Origin of the sequence: Brenneria sp. L4-2C (genome assembly GCF_040240335.1) — a bacterium.
Lineage (GTDB): Bacteria > Pseudomonadota > Gammaproteobacteria > Enterobacterales > Enterobacteriaceae > Brenneria.
Genome location: NZ_JBEIAC010000003.1, coordinates 238,408 through 262,025 on the forward strand (window position 1 = coordinate 238,408; position 23,618 = coordinate 262,025).

The window sequence follows — 23,618 nt, forward strand, 5'->3', positions numbered from 1 at the left end:
AAAACCATGACCATCAGCAGCAGCTTACGCTGGGCGTTTGCTTTTGGCGCCATTTTGACGCTCGCCGTCAGCGCCGTCAGCCTTTATTCATGGCGTGAACAGAGCTCGCAGATTCGCTATGCGCTGAACGATTATTTCCCCAAGATTCAGGCCTCTTTTCAGCTTGAGGATAATCTTAATATTCTGATTAAAGAGCTGAACGAATTTCTGACGGCGGAGAGCACCAGCCTCAGACTACAGCGGCGGGAACAAATTGTTTCCCGACTCGATATCATTCGCCAAGCCAGCCGGCAATTAACCCTGGACGATCGCCATTCTCTGGATGCGACCCTCCAGCAAATGTACAGTCTATTGACCCGGCTTGACGATATATTGGCGGCCAGTTTTGTCGTCCGGGAAAAAGCGAATGAAATTACCACCCGCATTAACTGGCTGCATGATGATTTTAATCTTGAATTAACGTCGTTATCCCAGGATATCAGTTGGCAGCAGAGCTCATTGCTGGATCAGTTCACCCAAAATCCGAAAGCAAATAACAATCAGCGTTTGCAGGCCACGTTACAAAATATTCAGGATGAACTGGAACTGATTTACGCATTAGCGCATATCGAAAACCAGATCGTCGACGATTTGCGGGAACAGTTGGCCGATCAAAATAGTGAAAACAAAGACAGCCATATCCGCTATCTGAATTATCTCAAGCAATCCGCCGATGAACGTATTCAATCATTATCCCGCCATCCCAGCACCATCACGCTGCGGCAAACCATCGATGAACTCTTTGCGCTGGGACTGAGTGAAAACAAATTACCGGCCATTTTGAACGGACGAAACCAGATTCAGACGGCTCTGCGGCAAACGACCGGCAGCAAGGACGTGGCGCTAAACCAGTTTCGCCAACAGATTGAACAGCAGTTGGGTAATAGCCACCAGCAATTGCAGACCTTTAACCTGCGCCTTGAACAGATTATGAATATCAGCGGCATGGTGATAGTGATAGCTACGCTGCTGGCATTGCTGTTCGCTTTTATCCTTAACCATGTCTATATCCGCTCGAAGCTGATTAAACGCTTCACTCTGCTTAATCAGGCGGTCGGCCGCCTGGGCTATGGCGATCTGAATGCCGCGATCCCGGTATATGGGCGAGACGAACTGGGGCGCATTGCCGGCTTATTGCGCAACACGCTGGCGCAGATCAAACATCAGCGATCGCAACTTGAACAGGAAATTACCGAGCGTAAGGCCATTGAAAATAATCTGCGTACCGCCCAAGACGAGTTGATTCAGGCGGCCAAACTGGCGACGGTCGGGCAAACCATGACCACCCTGGCGCATGAAATCAACCAGCCGCTCAATGCCCTTTCTCTGTATCTGTTTACCAGCGAACAGGCGGTGAAACGGCGCGATCGGGACACCGTATCCGCTAACCTCGCGAAAATGCGCAGTTTATTGCAACGTATTGACGGCATTATTCGTCATCTGCGGCAGTTTTCGCGCCGCAGCGACAGCGATACCCCGCTGGGTCCCATCGATTTGCATCAAGACATCCTCTCTTCCTGGGAACTCTTGGCCCTGCGTCATCGGCCGCTCAACGCTCAGTTAATCCTGCCGGAGAAGCTGGATCGGGTGATTGGCGAAACTATCCGGGTGCAACAGATCCTGGTCAATCTGCTGACCAACGCGCTGGAAGCGGTGACCGAGACCACGCCGCGCATCACCATCAACCAAATCACGCAAGGTGACGAAAGCCTGTTGCTGATCGAAGACAACGGCCCCGGCTGGCCGCTGGTATTGGCTCCCCGGTTGTTGAAACCTTTTACCACCAGTAAGGATATCGGTCTGGGTATCGGCCTATCCATCAGTCAATCCATCATGCAACAATGCGGTGGAGAACTGTATCTGGCCTCAACGTTAGATCGGCATGCTCTGGTCATTCTACGGTTCAGGAAATCAGATGACGTTAACTGAAGAACAACAAGTCCTTTTAATTGATGATGATAGCGATGTGCTTGATGCCTACTGTCAGATGCTTAAGCAGGCGGGCTATCAGGTCGTTCCCTGTAACACGCCCCAGTTCGCCGCTGATATGATCCCGGATGAATGGCCGGGCGTGGTCATCAGCGACGTTTATATGCCGCAACTTTCCGGCCTGTCGTTGCTGGAACATTTATTAAACCGGGATAAACAGCTGCCCGTATTGCTGATCACCGGTCACGGGGATGTGCCTATGGCCGTCGAGGCCGTTAAAAAAGGCGCGTACGATTTTCTCGAAAAACCCGTCATGCCGGAAAAACTGCTGCACTGTTTGCAGCAGGCGCTGAAAGAACGCCGCCAGTTGATCAAACGCCGCCACTGGCAACGCAACCAGTTGACGGAAAATTTTATTGGCGTGAGCGGATGGAGCAAGCAATTGCGCGAGCGGCTGCGCGTATTGGCCGAAACGCGGATGTCCGCTTTCTTTTATGGCGAACTGGGTACGGGCCGGGCGCTGGCGGCTCGCCATCTGCACCAGCTCAGCATGAACCGTCATTTGCCGCTGATCATTTTTGACGCCGCCAGCGACCCGGCGGAAACGCTGGAAGAACAATGCGAGCAGGTGCGACAAGGCACGCTGATCGTACGTAATATTGAACAACTCAGCCACAAGCAGCAATATTTTCTGGCTCAGAGACAAAACGCGGAGGAGAGCGCTTTCAGACTGCTGGCGATCGGCCGGTATTGCGCAACCCTGTTGGCGACGCAGCAAAAAATCATACCGGAGCTTTATTATCTGTTTTCCATGACCCAGATAGAGTGTGTGCCGTTATGCAAGCGTCCGGGCGATATTGAACCGCTGTTCCGCCACTATTTGAAGCTGGCCTGCCAACGGCTCAACCGGGAATATCCCACGCTGAGCGACGCCTTTGCCAAAAGCCTGTGTCGGCGCGACTGGAGCGGGAATATCAAAGCGTTGCGCAATGCGGCGGAACTGTTCGCCGTCGGCGTGATGCCTATCGTCAGCGAAAAAAAGGCGTGGCTGAGTCAAAACGCCAATCCCACCCCGCTGGACGATCGCATCGAACAATACGAGTGTCAGATCATTACCGAGGCGCTGGATATTCATCAGGGGCGGATTAACGATGTGGCGGAATACCTTCAGGTGCCGCGTAAGAAGCTCTATCTGAGAATGAAGAAATACGGCATTGATAAAAAGGATTATCGGTTTTAACCGACAATACGCGATGCCGCCGGATATCGGCGGCATCGACAAGTCAATCAGGGACGATACACCTTCACATTGCTGAACCCCTGCTCGCGCAGGTACAGCGCCTGTAAGCGGCTCATCACCCCGCGTTCGCAGTAGAGCAGATAGGTTTTGCTCTGATCCAGATCGCCGAACTGAGTGCTCAGTTTGTAGAACGGCAACGATTTAATCTCGGCATTATCCAACGCCAGCGGTTTGTCTTCCTGCTCGTCCGGCGCGCGGATATCCAGCAGGACATCCGTCGGCGCAAACGCCGCCACGGTTTCCACTTCCGCCACTTCTTCGCGGGTTTGCTCGGCGATCTCGCGGATATCGATATTCCGTGCTTCGCTAACCACCCGCTCCAGAATGGAGAAATCAAACCGGCTCTCTTCATGCTCGATTTTGGCTTTCACCGCTTTCACCGTCGGGCTTTTGGAGATCACTCCGCAGTATTCCGGCATCGTTTTGGCGAAGTCTTCGGTTCCCAGCTCACGCGCCTGTTTGATGATGTGCTCTTTGTCATGGGAAATCAGCGGCCGCAGAATCAACGTATCGGAAGCATTATCAATCAGACGCAGGTTGGTCAGCGTCTGACTGGAAACCTGCCCTAACGCTTCGCCGGTCACCAGTGCTTGTACGCCGTAGCGCTCGGCCATTTTGGAGGCCGCGCGCACCATCATGCGCTTGAGCACCACGCCCATCTGACCGTCATCGACCTTTTCCAGGATCTCGCCGACCACCGGTTCAAAATCGATAGCGATGAAACGTACCCGGTGCGAGCTGCCGAAGCGATTCCACAGATAATGCGCCACCTGCTTAACGCCGATTTCATGCGCCGCGCCGCCCAGATTGAAGAAACAGTAATGCACCCGGCAACCGCGGCGCATCAGCATATAGCTGGAGACGCCGGAATCAAAGCCGCCGGAGATCAGCGACAAAACATCTTCCTGCGTGCCGATGGGGAAACCGCCGATCCCTTCATAGCGGCCGTTAACCAGCAACAGCCGATCCTGATCGATTTCCAGATGGACGGTAACCTGCGGCGCGGTAAGCTTCACCCGGGCGTTTTCGATGTGCTGATTCAAACCGCCGCCGACATATCGCTCCACGTCCTGCGAGCTAAATTCATGCTTGCCGCGGCGTTTTACCCGTACGCAGAACGTTTTGCCCTCCACCTGCTCGCGATACAGCGCCAGCGCCTGCTCAAAAATGTCGTGAACATCGGTATAGGTGCGCTCTTCAACATCCAGAATGTGGTGAATGCCGGGAATACGCGTCAGCGCATCGCGAATCGCCTCGTGCCGGCTTTCGTCCTGCGCGCGAACTTCGATATGATCCCAGTGACGGACAACCGCCAGCGTTTCATCATAAGATTTTAAGACGTTGCGGATGTTCCCGGTCAGGATCTTGATAAAGCGCAACCGCACAGATTGGCTCTTGATAGTGATTTCCGGGAACAATTTAATGATAAACTTCATGGTGGCTGTCGTTACTTGATCAGATAAGGTGTAAATAAATTCACCCTGAGCGCTAAAATCACGTTATCGCTAAACTCATCCGAACGGGATGATTTTACCAATAGCATCCAGGGCGCGGAGTATATCATTATCTATACCCAAAGTAATTGGCGTTGCGGCCGACAACGCGGCGGCGACAAATACTCGACGTATAGAGATTACCGCACGCTTTAGCCGTATAATCCATCGGCATTGGTTGGTATTCAAATGTAAGATAGCGCTGTGCGGTCGCAACGCAGCAGCGTATAAACCAGGATTCTGAAAATACTATGCCCAAGAAAACCGAGCAGCCAGTGAGCTTTGAAAACTCCCTGAACGAACTGGAAAAAATCGTGACCCGCCTTGAGTCTGGCGAATTGCCGTTGGAAGAGGCGCTGAATGAATTTGAGCATGGCATACAGCTTGCGCGTCAGGGGCAGCAAAAATTGCAACAGGCGGAACAACGGGTACAGATTCTGCTGAGTGATGAGCCGGATGCGGCGCTGTCGCCGTTTACGCCGGACAGTGAATAGCTATGACAGATTTCTCCGAACAATTAACCGCGCACTGCCAGCGGACGAATCGCATCTTAAGCCATTTTATTTCCGCGCTGCCCTTTCAGAGTAGTCCTCTGGTTAATGCCATGGGGTATGGTTCATTGTTAGGCGGCAAGCGGCTGCGTCCATTCCTGGTTTATACTACCGGCGAACTGTTCGGCATGCCGCTGGAAAGTCTGGATGCGCCCGCCGCGGCGGTGGAATGCATTCATGCCTATTCATTAATCCACGACGATCTCCCGGCGATGGACGATGATGATCTGCGCCGCGGCCAGCCGACCTGTCATATCAAGTTCGGCGAAGCCAGCGCCGTTTTAGCCGGAGATGCCTTGCAAACCTTAGCATTCTCGATTTTAGCCGATGCGCCGATGCCGCACGTCACGGCGCAGAATCGTCTGGCGATGCTGTCCGAGCTGGCGCAGGCCAGCGGCGTCGCCGGCATGTGCGGCGGCCAGGCATTGGATTTGGCGGCGGAGGGTCATCAGGTCGATTTGGCGGCGCTGGAGCAAATTCACCGTCATAAAACCGGCGCGCTGATCCGCGCCGCGGTTAGACTGGGGGCGCTGGCGGCCGGTGAATCGGGCCGGGCCGCGATGCCCTATCTCGATCGCTATGCCGACGCTATCGGCCTGGCCTTTCAGGTGCAGGACGATATTTTGGATGTCGTCGGCGACAGCGCCACGACGGGAAAACGTCAGGGCGCCGATCAGCAGTTGGGTAAGAGCACCTACCCCGCTTTACTGGGGTTGGCAGGCGCGCGGGAAAAAGCCAGGGAGCTTTACCGGGAATCACTGGCGTCGCTGGATGATTTAGCCCTGTCCAGCCCGATCCCATTGAATATTGAGCCATTACAAGCCTTGGCGAATTTCATCGTCGAGCGCAACAAATAAAATCTCTGAATGAGTCTCTAATGAGTTTTGATACAGCGAAATACCCTACATTATCGTTAGTGGAAACACCTGATGAACTGCGTCTGCTACCGAAAGAAAGCCTGCCGAAGCTGTGTGACGAACTTCGCCAATATCTGCTGGACAGCGTCAGCCGTTCAAGCGGTCATTTCGCCTCGGGGTTAGGGACCGTCGAACTCACGGTCGCGCTGCATTACGTCTACAACACGCCTTTCGATCGCCTGATCTGGGATGTCGGGCATCAGGCCTATCCGCACAAAATTCTGACCGGCCGCCGCGACCGCATTGCGACCATCCGCCAGAAAGGCGGCCTGCATCCTTTCCCGTGGCGGGAAGAAAGCGAATACGACGTATTGAGCGTCGGCCATTCATCGACGTCAATCAGCGCCGGGCTGGGTATGGCCGTCGCCGCGGAGCGTGAAGGAAAAGGCCGCCGTACCGTTTGCGTGATTGGCGACGGCGCCATCACCGCGGGCATGGCCTTTGAAGCCATGAACCACGCAGGCGACATTAACACCGATCTGCTGGTGGTGCTGAATGACAACGAAATGTCGATTTCAGAAAACGTCGGCGCGCTGAATAACCATCTGGCTCAATTGCTGTCAGGCAAACTCTACGCCAGCCTGCGCGAAGGGGGCAAAAAGGTGCTGTCCGGACTGCCGCCCATCAAGGAACTGGTCAAGCGGACGGAAGAGCACCTGAAAGGCATGGTGGTTCCCGGCACCCTATTTGAAGAACTGGGTTTTAATTATATCGGTCCGGTGGATGGTCACGATGTGCAGGCGCTGGCGCAAACGCTGAAAAATATGCGTAGCATGAAAGGCCCGCAGTTGCTGCACATCATGACCAAGAAAGGGAAAGGCTATGCGCCGGCGGAGCAGGATCCGATAAGCTGGCATGCGGTGCCCAAATTCGACCCCGCCAGCGGCACCTTGCCGAAAAGCAAAGACAATCTGCCGACCTACTCCAAGATCTTCGGCCAATGGCTACAGGAAACGGCGGCGAAAGACAGCAAACTGATGGCTATCACCCCCGCCATGCGAGAAGGGTCCGGCATGGTGCCGTTTTCGCGTGAATACCCGCAGCAATATTTTGACGTGGCGATTGCCGAACAACACGCGGTGACCTTCGCCGCCGGCCTGGCCGTGGGCGGTTACCGTCCGGTGGTGGCGATTTATTCCACGTTCTTGCAGCGCGCCTACGACCAGGTGATCCACGACGTCGCCATTCAAAACCTGCCCGTGCTGTTCGCCATCGACCGTGGCGGCATTGTCGGCGCCGACGGGCAGACGCATCAGGGCGCTTTCGATCTGTCGTTCCTGCGCTGTATTCCCAACATGGTGATTATGACGCCAAGCGACGAAAACGAGTGTCGCCAGATGCTGTATACCGGTTATCACTATGATAAAGGGCCGGCGGCGGTGCGTTATCCGCGCGGAAGCGGCACCGGCGCGGCTTTAGCGCCGCTGGACGAATTGCCGATTGGCAAAGGCGTGGTTCGCCGTCAGGGTAAAGAGATCGCCATCCTTAATTTCGGCACGCTGTTGCCGGAAGCGCAAAAAGTCGCGGATAAACTGGACGCCACGCTGGTGGATATGCGGTTCGTCAAACCGCTGGACGACGCGCTGATTCTGGCAATGGCAGGCAGCCATAATGTGCTGGTGACGCTGGAGGAAAACGCGATTATGGGCGGCGCAGGCAGCGGCGTGAACGAATTACTGATGGCGAAACGTATCGCCGTTTCCGTATTGAACCTCGGCCTGCCGGACAGATTCGTACCCCAGGGCGGACAGGAAGAAATTCGCGCGGATATGGGACTGGACGCCGCGGGCATTGAACTCAGCATCAGCCAATGGCTGGCGCAATAAAATAAGCAGGTCGGGTTTTGCCCGGCCTGCCTTGCCTTCCCCACATCGGCAACCCCGCTGATATCAAACATATTTCCATCTGATAAAGCGCCCGGCCTTTAGCGCCTGTCGCCACAACCGCGGTATCTCACTTTTAATTCACGCAGTACAGGGAACCCGCAGACCGTTTTCTCTACTCAGAAGAAAAAACCGAGAAGAGATAAATGAATCATAACCGCGCTTTTCACATCGTCATATCCAGATTGATGAAGCCGTACCATATCGATACGGCAAAAGCAGAACAGAAAGGGCATGACGTTTACATTATTACGCTGGACGATGAAACGCCAATCTTCCTGATGGGCAATCAGCCGGGTTATCTGAATATAATGAGCCCTTTTATCTCTCTGGAACCCGACGTCGTCCCGCCGGCCAACGTCCTGTTATCCCTTTTGTCCATGAATAACTGGAACGCCAGGCATCCCGTTTTTACGCTTGCTATTGATACGCGCAAGAAGAAAGTCACGCTTTCATCTCGCCAACCGCTCATTGAACTGGACGAAGGCGAAACCCATAAGTTGGTTAGCACATTCATTGAAACGGTATCAACCCTCAAAGTCTGGATACACCAGCAGATGACCAGCTCGACTGGCGCTAAGAAAATGGCCGACGATACCGTACCGCCCAGGTTCCCCGCGATGAACAACGATACGGCGTCGTAATAAACGTTCAGCGACAACAAGGATGCATTGATGATGAACCCTGTACATAACCGTTATTTCAGCGGCGAGAGTACCGTCGATCCTCTGGCTGATATCAGGCAGGAATCGGTGGTGAAATTACACGACGTGGTGAGCGCGGATTACCTCGGCATCACCCGGTTTACAGGCAAGAATATCAGGGTTGATGCATCGACGATGGAAAATCTTAAGCTGGCGCAGGAAACGCTGCGCAAGGTGAAAAGAATGCTGCCCTACGGCGCAGGAAACCAAAAGGCGGACGTGATTTATACCAAGGGAGAAAGCGCCATGCGTCTGCTGATGCTGCGAGAACGAGCCGCTTCGCCGTTTCCTGTGGTCAATGCCAAAGAAGTGGCCCGCCATCAGGCAGGAAATTGCGGGGAACAGGCGGAACTGAGCTACACACTGTTGGCCGGACAACGGGTCAATGCGCCCGTGCAATATGTATCCGATAAAAACTGGGACCACGAATATGTATTGATTGGCGATCCGCGCGATCAGTTCTGGGGCGATCAACACACCGTTGTGGTGGATCCCTGGGTTCGATTCCCAACGGCGGTAACGCTGGCGCAAGCGCACAATCGTAATCCTGATTTTCCCGCCCTATATCAAATTGCCAGAAATGCCGATCCTTTACCAGGATCCCAGGCGTTGCATCACATCAAACACGTCACCAGCGCCGAAGTTTCACAGTTTATGCAGGAAGAAGGCATTCCCCCGATCGGCGTCGAGCTGCTCGACTGGATCAACGACAGCGGTGAGACGCAACATATGTTCGATGAGAAAAACGTCGCCAAAGATCCCAGCACACGCTATTCCAGCAATTTTTTCAATGCGGTATCGATGGATGAGATTGCCAGCGCCACCGTTGATCGGCAAAAGGCCGCCCAGCGGGAATGGCAGGAATCAGGCTACGACTGGTAAGTCAAGATTGACGTATGAAGAGTGGGCGATGCGCTTGCTGTTCCTGTGACGAATAGGTTGTCCGCGCAGGGAGTCTGGACAGGATTTAGAATAACGGCCAGTGGTGGCCCACCCAATAAATCATGCCTGCGCCAATCACCCCGGCGATGATATCGTCGATCATAATGCCCATTCCGCCATGCACATTGCGATCGAACCAGCGGATCGGCCAGGGCTTCCAGATATCCAGACAGCGAAACACCACAAATCCGGCGGCGACCCACGGCCAGTCATTAACCGGTATCGCCATCAGGGTAATCCACATACCGACGAATTCGTCCCAGACGATACTGCCGTGATCGTGAACGCCCATATCCTTTGCCGTTCGATGACACAGATAGACGCCGATGCAGATGCTGAACATCACCACCAGCGAATAAAGTTCGGTAGGGAGAAACGACAGCGCATACCACAGCGGGATCGCCGCCAGCGAGCCGAACGTGCCTGGCATCCAGGGCGCCAAACCACTGCCGAATCCCGTCGCCAGCAGGTGCCACGGATTGCGCAAATTCAGCCGACTTTTCGCCGTCTGCGCCCCTTCAGTTTTGCCGGCTAAAATGGTCATATCCCTTCCAGTTCAGTTCGATCTCTTGCTCGTTCCGGAAGAAACGCAATCCTTCGGATGAAGGCGCGATTTGCCCGATACAGGTATAATCGGCGCCCAAATGGCCTAAGGCGATATCCAGCGCGCCGCGATTAATTTCAGGTACGGTGAAGCACAGTTCATAATCTTCGCCGCCGGATAGCGCCCCGCGCAGCGCCTGTTCTTCGTCCACCAGATCGCGCAGCCAGTGAGAGCGCGGAATAGCATCCAGATTGATGCGGGCGCCGCACTCGCTGCTTTTCAGAATGTGCTGTAAATCGGCAATCAGGCCGTCTGAGATATCAATCGCCGAGCTGGCTAAACCGCGCAACGCCTGACCTTGCAATATCCGGGGCTGCGGGCGCAGGTGGCGTTGAACTAATGCCTGACGGGCATCGCCATCATCGAGCGACAGTTGATTCTGTAGGATCGCCAGCCCGGCGGCGCTGTCGCCTAACGAGCCGGTCACATACACCCAGTCCCCGATTCGCGCGCCCCGGCGGGTTAATGCTCTGCCGACAGGGACTAAACCATAAATCGTCAACGTCAGGCTCAGCGGGCCGCGAGTGGTATCGCCGCCGATCAGCTGCATGCCGTAATAGTCGAGCAGTTCAAACAGGCTGTCGCTATATTTTGCCAACCAGTCGCTGTTCGTTTCAGGCAGGGTAATCGCCAGGGATAACCAGGCGGGATCGGCGCCCATGGCGGCTAAATCGCTTAAATTGACCGCCAGTGATTTGTAACCCAGATCGGCAGGATCGATATCCGGCAAAAAATGAATTCCGGACACCAATGTATCGGTGCTCACCGCCAGTAATTGTTTCTCCGCCACCGACAGCAATGCGCAATCGTCGCCGATGCCCAACTCAACATCCCGACGTGAATTTCTGACCCGATTGAAATAGCGGGCAATAAGGTCAAACTCACCTTCAACCATAACCTTTCCAGCCAGCGTTTAATTCAAAAGACCAGGGCCGGATATCCGGCCCTGACTCATTTACTTCTTACCTTTCCGCACGGAAGGCGCAGCCTTGTCGAGCACGCCGTTCACAAACTTATGGCTATCCTCAGCGCCAAACACCTTCGCCAGTTCGATGGCTTCATTGATGGCGACTTTGTAAGGAACATCGTCGCGTTTGCTGAGTTCAAACATCGCCAAACGCAGAATCGCTCTTTCAACCTGACCCAGTTCGTCAAGCTGGCGGGACAGGAAAGGCGCCATCAGTTGATCCAGCTTTTCAGCCTGAGTGGCGACGCCAGCCAGCAGCTCTCGGAAATAGGTGATGTCGACGTCTTTGACATCCTGCTCGCTCAGGAATTGGTGTTCAATATCGGCAATATCATTTTTAGACAACTGCCAGGAATAAAGCGCTTGAACCGCACATTCACGGGCGCGGCGACGAGCAGCAGGTTTCACGGAATTCCCCTTACTTAATCAGGCTTACTTAATAGCTTTCAATACATTAATCATTTCTAGCGCGGTCAGGGCGGCTTCTGCGCCTTTATTACCCGCTTTCGTGCCGGCGCGCTCAATGGCCTGTTCAATGCTTTCGGTGGTTAATACGCCGAAGGCAACAGGAACATCGCTACTCATTGCGACCTGAGACAAACCGGAACTGCATTCGCCGGCAACAAATTCAAAATGGGCTGTTCCACCACGGATAACCGTTCCCAGCGCAACCACCGCATCATAACCGCCGTTTGCCGTGCTTTTGGTCAGCGCGCGAACGGCTAACGGCAGCTCGTAGGCTCCAGGAACCCAAACCACGGTAATATTCTCGTCTTTAACCTGACCGATGCGTTTCAGCGCATCAATCGCGCCTTCCAACAGGCTGTCGTTGATAAAATGGTTAAAACGAGCAATTGCAATCGCCACGCGGGCATCAGGAGTAGCGACAACACCTTCAATAACGTTCATAGCTTTCCTTTATCTGGTCTTTATACCCCGCAGGGGGGCGGATTCTATCATATTCTTCCGGTTACGTATTCGGTTTTAAGCGCAGCCGCAAATCTGACCCGACCTGGCGTACGTCGGTTAGCGTAAACTCAGGCGCCTGCGACAATTGACTCAATCCCGGCAGGACGCAAAGCCCGCGCGCATCGTCGCCCAACAGTTTCGGCGCCAGATAGACGATAAGCTCGTCCACCACGCCCGCCTGCAACAGGGCGCCCGCCAGGTTCGCGCCGGCCTCAACCCAGACGGAATTAATCTGCCGCTTGCCCAGCACCATCATCAGCGCCACCAGGTCAATGCCGCCATTGTGCAGCGGCAGCCCAAGCTGCTCGACATTTTCAGGCCACGCCTGTTCATCCGCGTGCGGGCGCGCCAGCCAGGTTCGCCCCGGCTGCGCAACGATCCGATGTCGCGGGGTCACCCGCTGTCGGCTATCGACGATAACGCGCACCGGCTGGCGCAGATGTTCGACGGGATAAATCCGCCGCGTCTCGGCATCCAGTTCCTGCCAGCGCACCGTTAACGAGGGATCGTCCGCCAATACCGTCGCGCTGCTGCTCAGTATCGCGGCGCTTTCCGCCCGAAAGCGCTGCACATCCTGCCGCGCCTGCGCAGAGGTGATCCACTGGCTCTCGCCGGAGGCCATCGCCGTTCGTCCGTCCAGCGAGGCGGCCATTTTAAGCTGCACATAGGGAAACCCGGTGCGCATGCGCTTCAGGAAACCCTGATTGATCTTCTCCGCTTCAGACGCCATCACCCCATGGCTTACCAGGACGCCGGCCTGTTGCAAACGATGCAGCCCTCGCCCGGCCACCTGAGGATTCGGATCCTGCATGGCGGCGACGACGCGGGAAACGCCCGCCGCAATCAGCGCATCGGCGCAAGGCGGAGTTCTGCCGTGATGACTGCACGGCTCCAGCGTGACATAGGCGGTTGCGCCGCGCGCCCGATCGCCGGCCATACGCAAGGCATGAACTTCCGCATGCGGTTCGCCGGCGCGGAAATGATACCCTTCCCCGACAATCACGCCGTCTTTCACTATCACGCAGCCGACATTGGGATTAGGCGAGGTGGTAAACCGCCCGCGACGCGCCAGCTCAAGCGCCAGCGCCATATAGCGTTCATCCTGCGGAAGTACTAATTCGTCCTGCTGCCCCACCATTCCCTGCGCCCCTTCTCTACTGACGATATTCTCAACATCAGGCTTAATCTTGCAAACGCGCAATCTCTTCGCCGAACTCCCGGATATCTTCAAAACTGCGATACACCGACGCAAACCGGATATAAGCCACCTTATCCAGTTTTTTCAGCGCATCCATCACCAGATTGCCCACCATCTTGGCCGTCACTTCACGTTCACCGGTGGCGCGCAACTGGGATTTAATATGATTAATCGCCATTTCGACATCATCGGAGCTGACCGGCCTTTTTTCCAAAGCCTTGAGCATGCCGCTGCGCAATTTATCTTCATTGAAGGGTTCGCGTACGTCGTTACTTTTTATAATCCGGGGTAGCACCAACTCCGCCACTTCAAACGTGGTGAAACGTTCATTACAAACCAGACACTGCCGACGCCGGCGTACCTGAGAACCTTCGCCAACCAGACGGGAATCGATAACTTTGGTATCCACAGCCGAACAAAATGGGCAATGCATAATGCGTCCTGACCAGTAATCCTTAACATAAAGACAGTTTACCCTGAATTATCAGACTAACCAAAACTCCTGAGTGTTGTTGCGAACCGATTCGCATCCCCCGGCAATAGAATGAAAATACCAGGCCGCCGCCGCCGCGAGCGGCGCGAAAAACCGGAAACCGCCGTCGAAGTCGTCTGGGGTATATGTCTCGCCTGCAATCGCGACTACACTGTCAAAAAAGAACACCGAAGGATTCCACGCAGGGGGAAAAACAGAAATGACAACCCGATACCGTATGCTCGCCGTTTTACCGGTTTTGGCCGTTCTGGCCGGCTGTGCGCAACAACGCCAGACGCCGCAGTTGCAAAATCAATTGAGTCAGTTGAACCATCGGTTACAAACGCTGACCGATCAAGCTACGGCGCTGGAACGGCAAAATGCGCTGAATGCGCAATCGGACGCCGGCGTGTATTTATTGCCCGAGGCGCAAAACCGCGCCCTATTGCAGAGCGCTATCGGCCAACTCGGCGTATCGCTCGATAATATCGAAGCGGAAGCCAACGGCACGCGTGCGCTGCTGCATATCCGCACGCTTGATACGGCGCGGTTGCCCGCGTTCAGCGCGCACATCGACTGGGGGCAAATCGACCCCGCGAGTGGTAAACCGTTAACCAACGATACGCAAACGCAGGCGTTCAAATTCCTGCCGCCATTGCTGCCAAAAACCGCGGCCGTGATTGAACTTCGACTCAGCGGGCTGACGCCGGAACAGCTGGGTTTTGTCCGGTTGTATCAGGTAATCGAGGAAGAACAGACGCCGCCGCCGGTCGCCGCTATCGAAGCGCCTTGATTCGGGGTGCGATGTTCAACGCCGCCGGCAGCGGCGTTGAGAGTGGCGGACGGAAATGTTCGCCATAAAAAAAACCCCATACCATGGGGTTTCAGACTACCGGCGAACCGTCTTCCCCCCACCCGACTCAGGGAGCGCGGATGGGGCGGACAACGCCATGTTTTCGACGATGCTAAAACGCCGATTGCATAGTTTTTTAAGGCAGAATCGAGGGTTGATCGGCGCCCTCTTTCTCGACTTTCTGCACCAGCATATGCTCGCGTTTCATGCCCAATTTCAAAGCCAAAGCCGAAGCGACATAGATAGAAGACACCGTACCAATGGATACGCCGATCAGCATCGCCAGCGAGAAGCCTTCCAGCATCGCGCCGCCGAAGATATACAGCATCAGCACCACCACCAGTGTGGTGGCCGACGTCATAATGGTACGGCTCAGCGTCTGCGTCAGGGAAACGTTCATGATCTCATAAGGCGTGCCGCGGCGAATTTTACGGAAATTCTCGCGGATACGGTCGGAGACCACGATGCTGTCGTTCAGCGAGTAGCCAATCACCGACATCAACGATGCGACGATGGTCAGATCGATCTCGATATGGAACAGCGACAGCACGCCCATAGTGATGACCACGTCATGCGCCAACGCCAGCACCGCCCCTAACGCCAGCCGCCATTCAAAACGGAAGCCGACATAGATCAGGATACAGATGAGCGCGCTCAGCAGCGCCATGCCGCCCGCCTGCGCCAAATCGCTCCCGACGCTGGGGCCGACAAACTCAATACGTTTTACCGTCGCATGCTGTTCGGTACCCTGATTAATCACGCTCAGTACGCGATTACCCAGTTCCTGACCGGAGGTGCCGACGCTCGGCGGCATCCGCACCATCACGTCGCGACTGCTGCCGAAGTTTTGGATCAGTGGATCGTGAAAGCCGGCGTTCTGTAACGAATCACGGATCAAATCCAGATCGGCAGGTTTTTCAAGATTGATTTCAATCACCGTACCGCCGGTGAAATCCAATCCCCAGTTAAAACCCCGTACGCCCATCACGATCAGCGAAAGGATCAGTAGCGTTCCTGATATCAGAAACGCGACGTTATCCCAACGCATAAAGTCATAGACCCGGCGTCCATAGTTCAGTTGTTCAACAGTATAATCCTGTGCCACAACGCACTCCTCAGATAGACAGCTTGTTAATGCGTTTGCCGCCGTAAAGCAGGTTAACGATGGCACGAGTACCGACGATCGCCGTAAACATCGACGTTGCTACCCCGATAGCCGTAGTGATGGCAAAGCCTTTGATCGAACCGGTACCGACAGCGTAAAGGATAACGGCGGTGATCAGAGTGGTCAGGTTGGCGTCCACAATACTGGAGAACGCGCCCTTATACCCTTCATGAATCGCCTGCTGGACGCTGCGTCCGTTTTTCAGCTCTTCCTTGATACGCTCGTTAATCAACACGTTGGCATCGACGGCCACCGCCAGCGTCAGCACGATCCCGGCAATCCCCGGCATGGTCAGCGTGGCACCCGGCAGCAGCGACATCACGCCGACGATCATCACCAGGTTGGCGATCAGCGCGGTGGTGGCGATCACGCCGAACTTACGGTAGTAAACCACCATAAAGACGATTGACGCGATCAAACCCCACAGACAGGCTTCCAGACCCTGGGTGATATTCTGCATACCCAATGTCGGCCCGATGGTACGCTCTTCCACAATCTGGATCGGCGCAATCAGCGCGCCGGCGCGTAGCAGCAGGGAAAGCTGACGGGCTTCGTTCGGATTATCGATACCGGTGATGCGGAAGCTGTTGCCCAGGCGAGACTGAATCGTCGCCACGTTGATCACTTCTTCCTGTTTCTCCAGTATCGAGCGACCGTTGGCGTCTTTCTTACCGCTGTCTTTATATTCGACGAACAGCGTCGCCATCGGTTTGCCGATGCTGTCTTTGGTGAAGTTGGACATGGCGTTGCCGCCGGCGCTATCCAGCGAGATGTTCACCTGCGGACGGTTGTATTCATCATTGCTCGACGTGGAGTCGGTGATGTGATCGCCGGTCAGGATCACGCGCTTGAACAGCACGACCGGCGCGCCATCGCGCATGTTCTTCACTTCGGAATCGCCCGGCACGCGCCCATTGGCAGCGGCGGTCACATCGGCGTCGCTATTGACCAGACGGAATTCCAGCGTGGCGGTAGCCCCCAGAATTTCTTTCGCCCGAGCGGTATCCTGAATGCCCGGCAATTCAACCACGATGCGGTCGGCGCCCTGGCGCTGAACCAGCGGCTCGGCGACGCCAAGCTGGTTGACGCGGTTACGCAGGATATTGATGTTTTGCTGCACCGCATATTCACGCGCCTCACGCAGACGCTCATCGCTCATTGCCGCGCGCAGCAGATTGCCGCCGCTGGTGCTGATGACCAGATCGCGGTGGCGGCTCGTCAGATAACTCACACCCGCGTCGCGGGTCTGCGCATCGCGGAAACGCACTTCAACGCCGTAGTTATCGATTTTACGCACCGCGGCGTAAGGAATATTTTTTTCACGCAAATCGCTGCGCAGAGAATCCATCGATTGTTCTTGCAGCTTGCTCAGCGCGGTATCCATATCCACTTCCATCAGGAAGTGAACGCCGCCGCGCAAATCAAGCCCCAGTTTCATCGGCTCGGCCCCCAGGACGCGTAACCACGTCGGGGTTGCGGGAGCAAGGTTAAGCGCCACGACAAACTTATCGCCCAGCTCATTGAGGAGAGCTTCGCGCGCGCGGATCTGAATATCCGGGTTGGAGAAGCGAGCCAGAATCGCACCATTTTCCAATGCAATCGACTTACTGGTGATGTTTTGCTCTTTTAATACATTTTGGACTTGGATCAGCGTCGTTTCACTGGCGGCGATGCCTCGCGCGCCAGTAATTTGTACCGCCGGATCCTCACCATACAGGTTAGGAAGCGCATAGAGCAGACCGATGACCAAAGCCACGATCAGCATCAGGTACTTCCACAAAGGATAACGGTTTAACACGGCAGTTCCCTTCGGGAAAATCGAAAAATTACAGGGCTTTGATAGTGCCCTTCGGCAGCACGGCAGCCACGAAATCACGTTTGATAACAACTTCATTGGTGTCATTCAAGGCAATAGCGATATAGCCGGTTTCAGACACTTTCGTCACACGCCCGACCAGACCGCCGGTCGTTAAGACTTCATCACCCTTGCTGATGGAATCCATCAACTTTTTATGTTCCTTGGCGCGTTTTTGCTGAGGACGCAGGATCATGAAGTAAAAAATCAGACCAAATACGGCCAGCATAATAACCAGAGAGTACGGGCTTCCCTGAGCCGAAGCGCCAGTCGCGGCTACAGCATCGGAGATAAAAAGACTCATTTAAATTTCCTCATTGTTATCAAAAAGATAAGTTATAGGTATGACAAAAGTGAATAAAAATCACCGCAATACCGGCAGTCAGTCGCTGTCGGCAACGTCTTTTTCAGCAAGCGGCGGAACCGGTTTACCCATACGTTGGTAAAAATCCACCACAAAGTGCTCTAATTTACCCTCTTCGATGGCCTGACGTAAACCCGCCATCAAACGCTGATAATAACGCAAATTATGGATGGTATTGAGTCGCGCGCCGAGTATTTCGTTGCAACGGTCAAGATGATGCAAGTATGCCCGGCTGTAATTGCGGCAGGTATAGCAATCACAATGTTCATCAAGCGGGCTTACATCATCCTTATGCTTCGCATTACGGATTTTAACCACGCCGTCGGTAACAAATAAATGGCCGTTGCGCGCGTTACGCGTCGGCATCACGCAGTCAAACATATCAATGCCGCGACGCACGCCTTCCACCAAATCCTCCGGCTTGCCGACGCCCATCAGATAACGTGGTTTATCCGCCGGGATCTGCGGGCAGACATGCTCCAGAATACGGTGCATATCTTCTTTAGGCTCGCCCACCGCCAAACCGCCCACAGCGTACCCATCAAAGCCAATGTCTACCAGTCCTTTTACCGACACGTCGCGTAAATCTTCGTAAACGCCGCCCTGAATAATCCCGAACAACGCGTTCTTATTATTCAATTCGTCAAAACGCCGGCGGCAGCGTTGCGCCCAGCGCAGCGACATTTCCATCGAGCGCTTGGCGTAGTCCCAATCGGCGGGATAAGGGGTGCATTCATCAAAGATCATCACCACGTCGGAGCCCAGGTCATGCTGAATCTCCATCGACTTTTCCGGGCTAAGAAAGATGGCGTCGCCGTTGATGGGATTGCGGAAATGGACGCCTTCCTCGGTGATCTTGCGGATATCGCCCAGGCTGAACACCTGAAAACCGCCGGAGTCCGTCAGGATCGGCCCGTGCCACTGCATGAAATCATGCAAATCGCCATGCAATTTCATAATTTCCTGGCCGGGACGCAGCCACAGGTGAAAGGTATTGCCCAGCAGGATCTGCGCGCCGGTGTCCTTGACCTCCTCCGGCGTCATCCCTTTCACCGTGCCGTAGGTGCCCACCGGCATAAACGCCGGGGTTTCCACCACGCCGCGTTCAAAAATCAATCTGCCGCGCCGGGCGCGGCCATCGGTTTTTTGTAATTCGTACTTCACTTAGCCTCCAGCATCAGAAAAACAGTCTGATGTTGATGTTGATAATGCCAGATAAACGCCTGACAGAGCCTGGTCTGCGGCGTACGCAACAGGTTCGGACCAAAAACTAGCCGATTTTCTCCTGCTCAGCCTGCGGGTTACGCGTAATAAACATCGCGTCCCCGTAGCTGAAAAAACGATATTGCTCAGCCACCGCCTGCCGGTAGGCCGACATGGTGTGCCGGTAGCCGGCAAAGGCCGATACCAACATAATCAGCGTGGACTCAGGCAGATGGAAATTGGTCACCAGCGCATCGATAATCCGGTAGTGATAACCAGGATAGATAAAGATCCGCGTGTCGCCAAAGAAAGGGGCAATCAGTTCGCCGCCGCTGGCCTGCGCGGCGCTTTCCAGCGAACGGACCGAGGTGGTGCCGACCGCCACCACCTTGTTGCCGCGCGCTTTGCAGGCCAGCACCGCGTCAACCACCTCCTGCGGCACTTCGGAGTATTCGGCGTGCATGATATGGTCTTCAATGGTCTCTACGCGCACCGGTTGGAATGTGCCGGCCCCGACGTGCAGGGTGACGAATGCCATTTCCACCCCCTTTTCACGCAGCGCGGCCAGCATGGGCTCATCAAAGTGCAAACCCGCGGTGGGCGCCGCCACCGCGCCGGGGCGCTGGCTGTAGACCGTCTGATACAGTTCGCGGTCGGATTCTTCGTCCGGCCGGTCGATATAAGGCGGCAGCGGAATATGGCCGATATCATTCAGAATCGACAACACGTCGCGCGCGTCGTCGAAACGCAGCTCAAACAGCGCATCGTGGCGGGCGGTCATGGTCGCCCGCACGCTGTCGTCATCGCCCAGCAGCAGTTCGGCGCCGGGTTTTGGCGCTTTTGAGGCGCGCACATGCGCCAGCACCCGATGTTCATCCAGCACGCGTTCAACCAGCACTTCCAGCTTGCCGCCGCTGGCTTTGCGCCCGAACAACCGGGCCGGGATCACGCGCGTATTGTTGAATACCAGCAGATCGCCGGCTTCCAGCTTATTCAGTAAATCGGTAAATACGCCGTGCGTCAGATTTCCCGTCGGCCCGTCCAGCGACAGCAAACGGCAACCGCTACGCTGAGCCTGCGGATAATGGGCAATTAACGATTCGGGAAGTTCAAACGAAAAATCGGCGACGCGCATGACAATTCACTTAGCTGTTTATTGATTAAAAAAGGCGGCCTAGTCTAGAGCCGCAAGCACCCGGCTGCAAGAAATAAGCACGCGGAAAGCGGAATGCTTTATACTGTGCGGATGAATTTTCTTGCTCACCTGCATTTGGCCACGCTGGCCGACAGCTCGCTGTTAGGTAATCTGATGGCGGATTTTGTCCGTGGAAATCCTCAGGACAGCTACTCCGACGATATCGTGGCGGGCATCCGTCTGCACCGCCGGGTCGATACCCTGACCGACAGCCTGCCGGAAGTGAAGCAGGCCCGTCAGTATTTCAGCGCCGATTACCGCCGCGTCGCGCCGATTACGCTGGATGTCTTGTGGGATCACTTTCTCGCCCGCCACTGGCTCCAGCTTGAACCGCTGATCCCGCTGTCTTCGTTTGTCGAGCGGGCGCAGTCGCAGATCGCGCCGCATCTGGCGCAAACGCCCGATCGTTTTCAGAATCTGAATCGCTACCTATGGCCGGAACGCTGGCTGGAACGCTACGCCGAATTGCCGTTCATTGCCGATGTGCTGCACAGAATGTCGATTCGTCGCCCTAAACTGGCGGCGCTTTCCGGCTCGTTCGGCGATATTGAACAACACTATCCGCAATTTGAAACGCTCTTCTGGCAGTTTTATCCCAGGATGATGAAACTGGCGCAATCGCGGCAAATTTAACGGCGCGACCGACGAACAGCCCCCAATGGATTTCGAGGCGCGCCGAGCGACGAATTCGTCTGGAACGAAATTGCCCGGCCCGCGCGCCGGCAATTTGCAAGATGACGGGTATATAAGGTTATGATATAAACCGCCGATTAGATCGATAGCTAAAAACTATCTTATCGATTGGTCTCTTTACCTGTCTTCACTCGGGCAAAGTCCCTATAATCGTTATTGTTTTTTACATCAATCCATTATTAACAATAAATTACAGGAGTAATTATGGTCCTGGTTACGCGTCAAGCCCCTGACTTCACCGCCGCAGCCGTTCTCGGCAGTGGCGAAATCGTTGAAAATTTCAACCTGAAAAAACACATCAATGGAAAACCGGCGGTGCTCTTCTTCTGGCCGATGGATTTTACCTTTGTTTGCCCGTCGGAGCTGATCGCGTTTGATCACCGCTATGCTGAATTCCAGGAGCGCGGCGTTGAAGTGGTTGGCGTGTCCTTCGACTCCGAGTTCGTGCATAACGCCTGGCGTCAAACGCCGGTCGCCAAAGGCGGCATCGGCGAAGTGAAATACGCCATGGTCGCCGACGTGAAACGCGAGATACAGAAAGCCTACGGTATCGAACATCCGGAAGCCGGCGTAGCGTTGCGCGGCTCGTTCCTGATCGACAAAGAAGGCATCGTGCGCCATCAGGTGGTCAACGACCTGCCTTTGGGCCGCAACATTGATGAAATGCTGCGTATGGTCGATGCGCTGCAATTCCATGAAGAACACGGCGAAGTATGCCCTGCTCAATGGGAAAAAGGTAAAACCGGCATGGGCGCCTCCCCGGACGGCGTCGCGAAATATCTGTCGGAAAACGCCGACAAACTGTAATCGCCCCGTACGTCATCCCGCCGAAGCCAGTTGCCCGCAGCAGCTGGCTTCTTTGCTTTCCGACGACGTTCTCATCGCCCGTTAAATCGTCCCGCAGCTCAACCCCGCTATTCCGCGTCTTCAAAACAAAAAGTTGACTGAGTGCGCCAAATCCTTAGCCTTAAACGATAGCTATCGTTAACATCTGGCCGGTTTGCTGGCATATCAAAGAGGGACGCATGCAACAAAATCTTGCTCTGTGGCTGGAAAACGCGGGAATGCAACACACCGGCATCATTGCGCTACTGATTGTTCTGGGGCTGATATTGCTGATTTCAGCCGTCATTCATCTGATTCTCCATCAGGTGGTGCTAAAAAGGATGGTATTGCGCTCGTCAAACAAAGCGAACAGTACCGACGCCACGGGTTGGAAGCAGGCGTTAACGCAGCATAACCTGTTTAATCGCCTGGCCTTTCTGCTCCAGGGCATCATTCTCAATATTCAGGTGGTGCTGTGGCTGCCGTCCCAAAGTGAAACCCGTGAAGCGCTGGTGATCTGTTCCCAGGTCTGGATTATGATTTTCGCTTTGCTGGCGCTGTTTTCGCTGCTTGATATCCTGCTGACCGTTTCCGCGCGTTCAAAAGTCGCCACCCAGTTGCCGCTGCGGGGGATCTTTCAAAGCCTGAAGCTGATCGCCACCATCGTGATCGGCATTATGGTGGTGTCGCTGCTGATCGGAAAATCGCCGTTGATTCTGATCAGCGGTCTGGGGGCGATGACCGCCGTCCTGATGCTGGTGTTCAAAGATCCGATTATGGGGCTGGTGGCGGGAATTCAGCTCTCGGCCAACAATATGCTGTTGCTGGGAGACTGGCTGGAAATGCCGAAATACGGCGCGGACGGCGCGGTCATCGATATCGGTCTGACCACGGTTAAGGTCAAAAACTGGGACAATACCATCACCACCATCCCCACTTACGCCCTGATATCGGACTCATTCAAAAACTGGCGCGCCATGTCGGAATCGGGCGGCCGCCGCATCAAGCGCAGCGTCAACATCGATACCACCAGCGTGCATTTTATGACCGAAGACGAACAGCAGCGGCTGCTGCGCAGCAGGTTGCTCTCACCGTATATCGCCCAAAAAACCAATGAATTGCAGCAACATAATGCGCAGGACGACCTCGATCTCTCCTCGCCGCTCAACGGACGCCGGCTGACCAACCTGGGGACGTTCCGCGCCTATCTTCAGGCTTATCTGCAAGCGCATCCGGGGATTCATAAAGGCATGACGTTGATGGTGCGCCAGCTGGCGCCGACGCCGGAAGGCTTACCGCTGGAAATTTACGCCTTCACCAATACCACCGCCTGGGTGGAATATGAAAGCATACAGGCGGATATCTTCGACCATATCTTCGCCGTGATGCCGGAGTTCGATTTGCGCGTGCATCAGACGCCGACCGGCTATGACATGCAGGCGCTGGCGCGGCAGGTCGTGACGACCCGTTAGCCCGCCGCGCGCGCAAAGTAAAACG

Annotated in this window: 23 protein-coding genes; 11 read left to right on the forward strand and 12 right to left on the reverse strand. The window is 55.0% G+C overall.

The features are described from left to right. The first annotated feature begins 6 nt into the window (after window positions 1-6). Window positions 7-1,968: a sensor histidine kinase gene (locus tag ABRZ26_RS07185; RefSeq protein ID WP_319603701.1), complete on the forward strand. Its 1,962-nt coding sequence runs from the start codon at window positions 7-9 to the stop codon at window positions 1,966-1,968. Next, window positions 1,955-3,208, forward strand: coding sequence for a two-component system response regulator PgtA (gene pgtA / locus ABRZ26_RS07190; protein WP_319603565.1), 1,254 nt, complete (start codon window positions 1,955-1,957; stop codon window positions 3,206-3,208). Before ABRZ26_RS07185 ends, pgtA begins: the two co-directional genes overlap by 14 nt. A 47-nt stretch (window positions 3,209-3,255) precedes the next feature. On the opposite strand, the gene thiI is transcribed toward pgtA, so the two are convergent. Then, the gene (gene thiI / locus ABRZ26_RS07195; RefSeq protein WP_319603566.1) at window positions 3,256-4,704 is read right to left on the reverse strand and encodes a tRNA uracil 4-sulfurtransferase ThiI; all 1,449 of its coding nucleotides are present in this window, start codon (window positions 4,702-4,704) and stop codon (window positions 3,256-3,258) included. 308 nt (window positions 4,705-5,012) lie between these two features. On the opposite strand from thiI, the gene xseB reads away from it, so the two are divergent. From xseB to ABRZ26_RS07220, 5 genes are all read left to right on the forward strand, one after another. Then, window positions 5,013-5,255: an exodeoxyribonuclease VII small subunit gene (gene xseB / locus ABRZ26_RS07200; RefSeq protein ID WP_319603567.1), complete on the forward strand. Its 243-nt coding sequence runs from the start codon at window positions 5,013-5,015 to the stop codon at window positions 5,253-5,255. A gap of 2 nt (window positions 5,256-5,257) precedes the next feature. Beyond that, a complete protein-coding gene (gene ispA / locus ABRZ26_RS07205; protein ID WP_319603568.1) occupies window positions 5,258-6,169 on the forward strand; it encodes a (2E,6E)-farnesyl diphosphate synthase in 912 nt (303 codons plus the stop codon). 20 nt (window positions 6,170-6,189) lie between these two features. Continuing rightward, entirely contained in the window at window positions 6,190-8,055 is a 1,866-nt protein-coding gene (dxs, locus tag ABRZ26_RS07210) for a 1-deoxy-D-xylulose-5-phosphate synthase (protein WP_319603569.1), read from the forward strand. A gap of 203 nt (window positions 8,056-8,258) precedes the next feature. Beyond that, window positions 8,259-8,756 carry a CesT family type III secretion system chaperone gene (locus ABRZ26_RS07215; protein WP_319603570.1) on the forward strand — a complete coding sequence of 166 codons (498 nt, stop codon included), beginning with the start codon at window positions 8,259-8,261 and terminating at the stop codon, window positions 8,754-8,756. A gap of 30 nt (window positions 8,757-8,786) precedes the next feature. Next, entirely contained in the window at window positions 8,787-9,698 is a 912-nt protein-coding gene (locus tag ABRZ26_RS07220; RefSeq protein ID WP_319603571.1) for a hypothetical protein, read from the forward strand. Window positions 9,699-9,783: 85 nt separating this feature from the next. On the opposite strand, the gene pgpA is transcribed toward ABRZ26_RS07220, so the two are convergent. From pgpA to nrdR, 6 genes are all read right to left on the reverse strand, one after another. Continuing rightward, window positions 9,784-10,302, reverse strand: coding sequence for a phosphatidylglycerophosphatase A (gene pgpA / locus ABRZ26_RS07225; protein ID WP_319603572.1), 519 nt, complete (start codon window positions 10,300-10,302; stop codon window positions 9,784-9,786). Next, window positions 10,277-11,257: a thiamine-phosphate kinase gene (gene thiL / locus ABRZ26_RS07230; RefSeq protein ID WP_319603573.1), complete on the reverse strand. Its 981-nt coding sequence runs from the start codon at window positions 11,255-11,257 to the stop codon at window positions 10,277-10,279. The genes pgpA and thiL overlap by 26 nt, the downstream gene beginning before the upstream one ends. Window positions 11,258-11,317: 60 nt before the next feature. Then, on the reverse strand, window positions 11,318-11,737 hold the full coding sequence (gene nusB / locus ABRZ26_RS07235) for a transcription antitermination factor NusB (protein ID WP_319603574.1): 420 nt from the start codon (window positions 11,735-11,737) through the stop codon (window positions 11,318-11,320). Window positions 11,738-11,761: 24 nt separating this feature from the next. Then, complete coding sequence (gene ribH / locus ABRZ26_RS07240) at window positions 11,762-12,238, reverse strand: 6,7-dimethyl-8-ribityllumazine synthase (RefSeq protein ID WP_319603575.1); 477 nt, start codon at window positions 12,236-12,238, stop codon at window positions 11,762-11,764. 61 nt (window positions 12,239-12,299) lie between these two features. Further along, window positions 12,300-13,436 carry a bifunctional diaminohydroxyphosphoribosylaminopyrimidine deaminase/5-amino-6-(5-phosphoribosylamino)uracil reductase RibD gene (gene ribD / locus ABRZ26_RS07245; RefSeq protein WP_319603576.1) on the reverse strand — a complete coding sequence of 379 codons (1,137 nt, stop codon included), beginning with the start codon at window positions 13,434-13,436 and terminating at the stop codon, window positions 12,300-12,302. Window positions 13,437-13,479: 43 nt separating this feature from the next. Further along, a complete protein-coding gene (nrdR, locus tag ABRZ26_RS07250; protein WP_319603577.1) occupies window positions 13,480-13,929 on the reverse strand; it encodes a transcriptional regulator NrdR in 450 nt (149 codons plus the stop codon). A gap of 259 nt (window positions 13,930-14,188) precedes the next feature. Here nrdR and ABRZ26_RS07255 point away from each other — a divergent pair, with 259 nt between their 5' ends. After that, the gene (locus ABRZ26_RS07255; RefSeq protein WP_319603578.1) at window positions 14,189-14,761 is read left to right on the forward strand and encodes a SadB/YajI family lipoprotein; all 573 of its coding nucleotides are present in this window, start codon (window positions 14,189-14,191) and stop codon (window positions 14,759-14,761) included. Window positions 14,762-14,957: 196 nt separating this feature from the next. On the opposite strand, the gene secF is transcribed toward ABRZ26_RS07255, so the two are convergent. From secF to queA, 5 genes are all read right to left on the reverse strand, one after another. Next, on the reverse strand, window positions 14,958-15,926 hold the full coding sequence (secF, locus tag ABRZ26_RS07260; RefSeq protein ID WP_319603579.1) for a protein translocase subunit SecF: 969 nt from the start codon (window positions 15,924-15,926) through the stop codon (window positions 14,958-14,960). A 10-nt stretch (window positions 15,927-15,936) separates the two neighbouring features. Next, window positions 15,937-17,784, reverse strand: a complete 1,848-nt coding sequence (secD, locus tag ABRZ26_RS07265) for a protein translocase subunit SecD (protein ID WP_319603580.1) — start codon at window positions 17,782-17,784, stop codon at window positions 15,937-15,939. 28 nt (window positions 17,785-17,812) lie between these two features. After that, window positions 17,813-18,145 (reverse strand): preprotein translocase subunit YajC, encoded by a 333-nt coding sequence (gene yajC / locus ABRZ26_RS07270; protein WP_319603581.1) that lies wholly within the window; start codon window positions 18,143-18,145, stop codon window positions 17,813-17,815. A gap of 78 nt (window positions 18,146-18,223) precedes the next feature. Then, entirely contained in the window at window positions 18,224-19,369 is a 1,146-nt protein-coding gene (tgt, locus tag ABRZ26_RS07275; protein ID WP_319603582.1) for a tRNA guanosine(34) transglycosylase Tgt, read from the reverse strand. 106 nt (window positions 19,370-19,475) lie between these two features. Then, entirely contained in the window at window positions 19,476-20,543 is a 1,068-nt protein-coding gene (queA, locus tag ABRZ26_RS07280; protein ID WP_319603583.1) for a tRNA preQ1(34) S-adenosylmethionine ribosyltransferase-isomerase QueA, read from the reverse strand. 111 nt (window positions 20,544-20,654) lie between these two features. Here queA and ABRZ26_RS07285 point away from each other — a divergent pair, with 111 nt between their 5' ends. The 3 genes from ABRZ26_RS07285 to ABRZ26_RS07295 all read left to right on the forward strand — a co-directional run bounded on the left by ABRZ26_RS07285 (window position 20,655) and on the right by ABRZ26_RS07295 (window position 23,593). After that, window positions 20,655-21,236 carry an acyl carrier protein phosphodiesterase gene (locus ABRZ26_RS07285; protein ID WP_319603702.1) on the forward strand — a complete coding sequence of 194 codons (582 nt, stop codon included), beginning with the start codon at window positions 20,655-20,657 and terminating at the stop codon, window positions 21,234-21,236. 264 nt (window positions 21,237-21,500) lie between these two features. Then, entirely contained in the window at window positions 21,501-22,103 is a 603-nt protein-coding gene (locus tag ABRZ26_RS07290) for a peroxiredoxin C (protein WP_319603584.1), read from the forward strand. Between the two features lie 218 nt (window positions 22,104-22,321). Beyond that, complete coding sequence (locus tag ABRZ26_RS07295; protein ID WP_319603585.1) at window positions 22,322-23,593, forward strand: mechanosensitive ion channel family protein; 1,272 nt, start codon at window positions 22,322-22,324, stop codon at window positions 23,591-23,593. Window positions 23,594-23,618 lie beyond the last annotated feature (25 nt).